This window comes from Mesorhizobium sp. M7A.F.Ca.CA.004.12.1.1 (genome assembly GCF_003997835.1).
Classification (GTDB): domain Bacteria; phylum Pseudomonadota; class Alphaproteobacteria; order Rhizobiales; family Rhizobiaceae; genus Mesorhizobium.
The window spans coordinates 1-1653 of sequence record NZ_RZRK01001074.1 but is presented as its reverse complement, the minus strand read 5'-3'; the positions used below and the strand labels follow the sequence as shown (position 1 = coordinate 1653).

The window sequence follows — 1653 nt, the reverse complement described above, 5'->3', positions numbered from 1 at the left end:
GCATGGCGACAAGTCGCGCAAATTGTCCTACAAATAGCGGCCACATTCGGGCGCCCTCCCCAGCCCCTTCCCCAACGCAATCGCGAGGATCGACATGGAATACCGCACCCTCGGCCGTTCCGGCCTGAAAGTTTCGACGCTGACCATGGGGACCATGACGTTCGGCGGCGCCGGCGCATTTTCGGCGGTCGGCAAGACCGATCTCGACGAGGCGCGCCGGATGATCGATCTCTGCATCGACGCCGGCATCAATGTCATCGACACCGCCAACGTCTATTCGAATGGCATTTCCGAAGAAATCATCGGCGAAGCGCTCGGCGGCAAGCGCAAGGGCGACGTGCTGATCGCCTCCAAGGCACGGATGCGGATCGGCAAAGGCCCAAACGATGAAGGCTTGTCGCGCCATCACCTGATCCGCGAATGCGAGAAGAGCCTGAAGCGGCTCAGGACAGACGTCATCGACATCTATTTCCTGCACGAATGGGATGGCGTGACACCGCTGGAGGAAACCATCGGCGCGCTCGACACGCTGGTTGCCCAGGGCAAGATCCGCTATGTCGGCTGCTCCAACTATTCCGGCTGGCAGGTGATGAAGGCGCTCGGCATCAGCGACAGCCGCCACCAGCCGCGCTTCGTCACGCAGCAGATCCATTACACGCTGGAAGCGCGCGAGGCGGAGTACGAGTTGCTGCCGATTTCCGTCGACCAGGGGTTAGGCGTCCTGGTCTGGAGCCCGCTTGCCGGCGGATTGCTGTCCGGCAAATACCGCCGCGACAGCCCCACCGCCCGCCAACTCGCGGGCTGGTCCGAACCGCCGATCCGCGACGAGGACCGGCTGTGGCGGATCGTCGACGTGCTTGTCGAGATCGGCGCGCAGCGCGGCGTGTCGGCAGCGCAGGTGGCGCTGGCCTGGCTGCTTGGCCGGCCGGCCGTCAGTTCGCTGGTGATCGGCGGCAGGACGGAAACGCAGTTCCGGGACAACATCGCGGCGGCAAGCCTGGTGCTTTCCGGCGAGGAGCGCGAGCGCCTCGATGCGGTCAGCCGGCCGCCCTTGCTCTATCCCTACTGGCACCAGCAGCTGACGGCAAAGGACCGTTTTGGTGCTGCAGATCTGGTGATTGACCGAAGCGGCATCTGATCGGCAAATCGATGGCGATAGGTATTGGCCGCCGCAATGATGGACCTGGCCCCTTCATTGCGACGCGCATCTTGCAAGCCTGGCCATCATCGACGCACTATCGCTTCAGCTGTTGTGTTTGACGGCTAATGCTCCTAGGCAGGACCAGAGCCGCGAGGCAGTGAAAAGGAGCCAATATGGCGCGACCACCAAACTACGATCAGGAACGCAAGGAACGCGACCGCCAGAAGGCGGCCAAGAAGGCCGAGAAGCTGGCAGCAAAGGTTGCAGCGAGGGAACGTTCGAAGCCCGAAGACGAGACTGAAGCCGAAACCGAAACGGCAAAGTGACGGCAAACGGCCCGCAGATGCGGGCCGTGCCTCAATCCAGATTGCCGCCCCAAATGTCGGCTTGTGTCAGGCGGGCGCCTTGTCGCTGACGAACACGTCCACTTCGCGTGCTGCCGCGATGAAGGCACGCCTGGCGTTCATCGCCGGCTTGTCGCCGGCGAGTGCGTCATGGCAGGCCTGCAGGGC

Annotated in this window: 3 protein-coding genes; 2 read left to right on the top strand and 1 reads right to left on the bottom strand. The window is 63.4% G+C overall.

The window, feature by feature from the left end; genetic code table 11:
• Nucleotides 1–94: 94 nt before the first annotated feature.
• Nucleotides 95–1138 carry an aldo/keto reductase gene (locus EN984_RS33720; protein WP_127272787.1) on the top strand — a complete coding sequence of 348 codons (1044 nt, stop codon included), beginning with the start codon at nt 95–97 and terminating at the stop codon, nt 1136–1138.
• A 176-nt stretch (nt 1139–1314) separates the two neighbouring features.
• Nucleotides 1315–1467: a hypothetical protein gene (locus EN984_RS33715; protein ID WP_013532262.1), complete on the top strand. Its 153-nt coding sequence runs from the start codon at nt 1315–1317 to the stop codon at nt 1465–1467.
• A gap of 66 nt (nt 1468–1533) precedes the next feature.
• On the opposite strand, the gene EN984_RS33710 is transcribed toward EN984_RS33715, so the two are convergent.
• On the bottom strand, nt 1534–1653 hold a 120-nt coding region (locus EN984_RS33710; protein ID WP_127384311.1), incomplete at its 5' end, for a DUF982 domain-containing protein.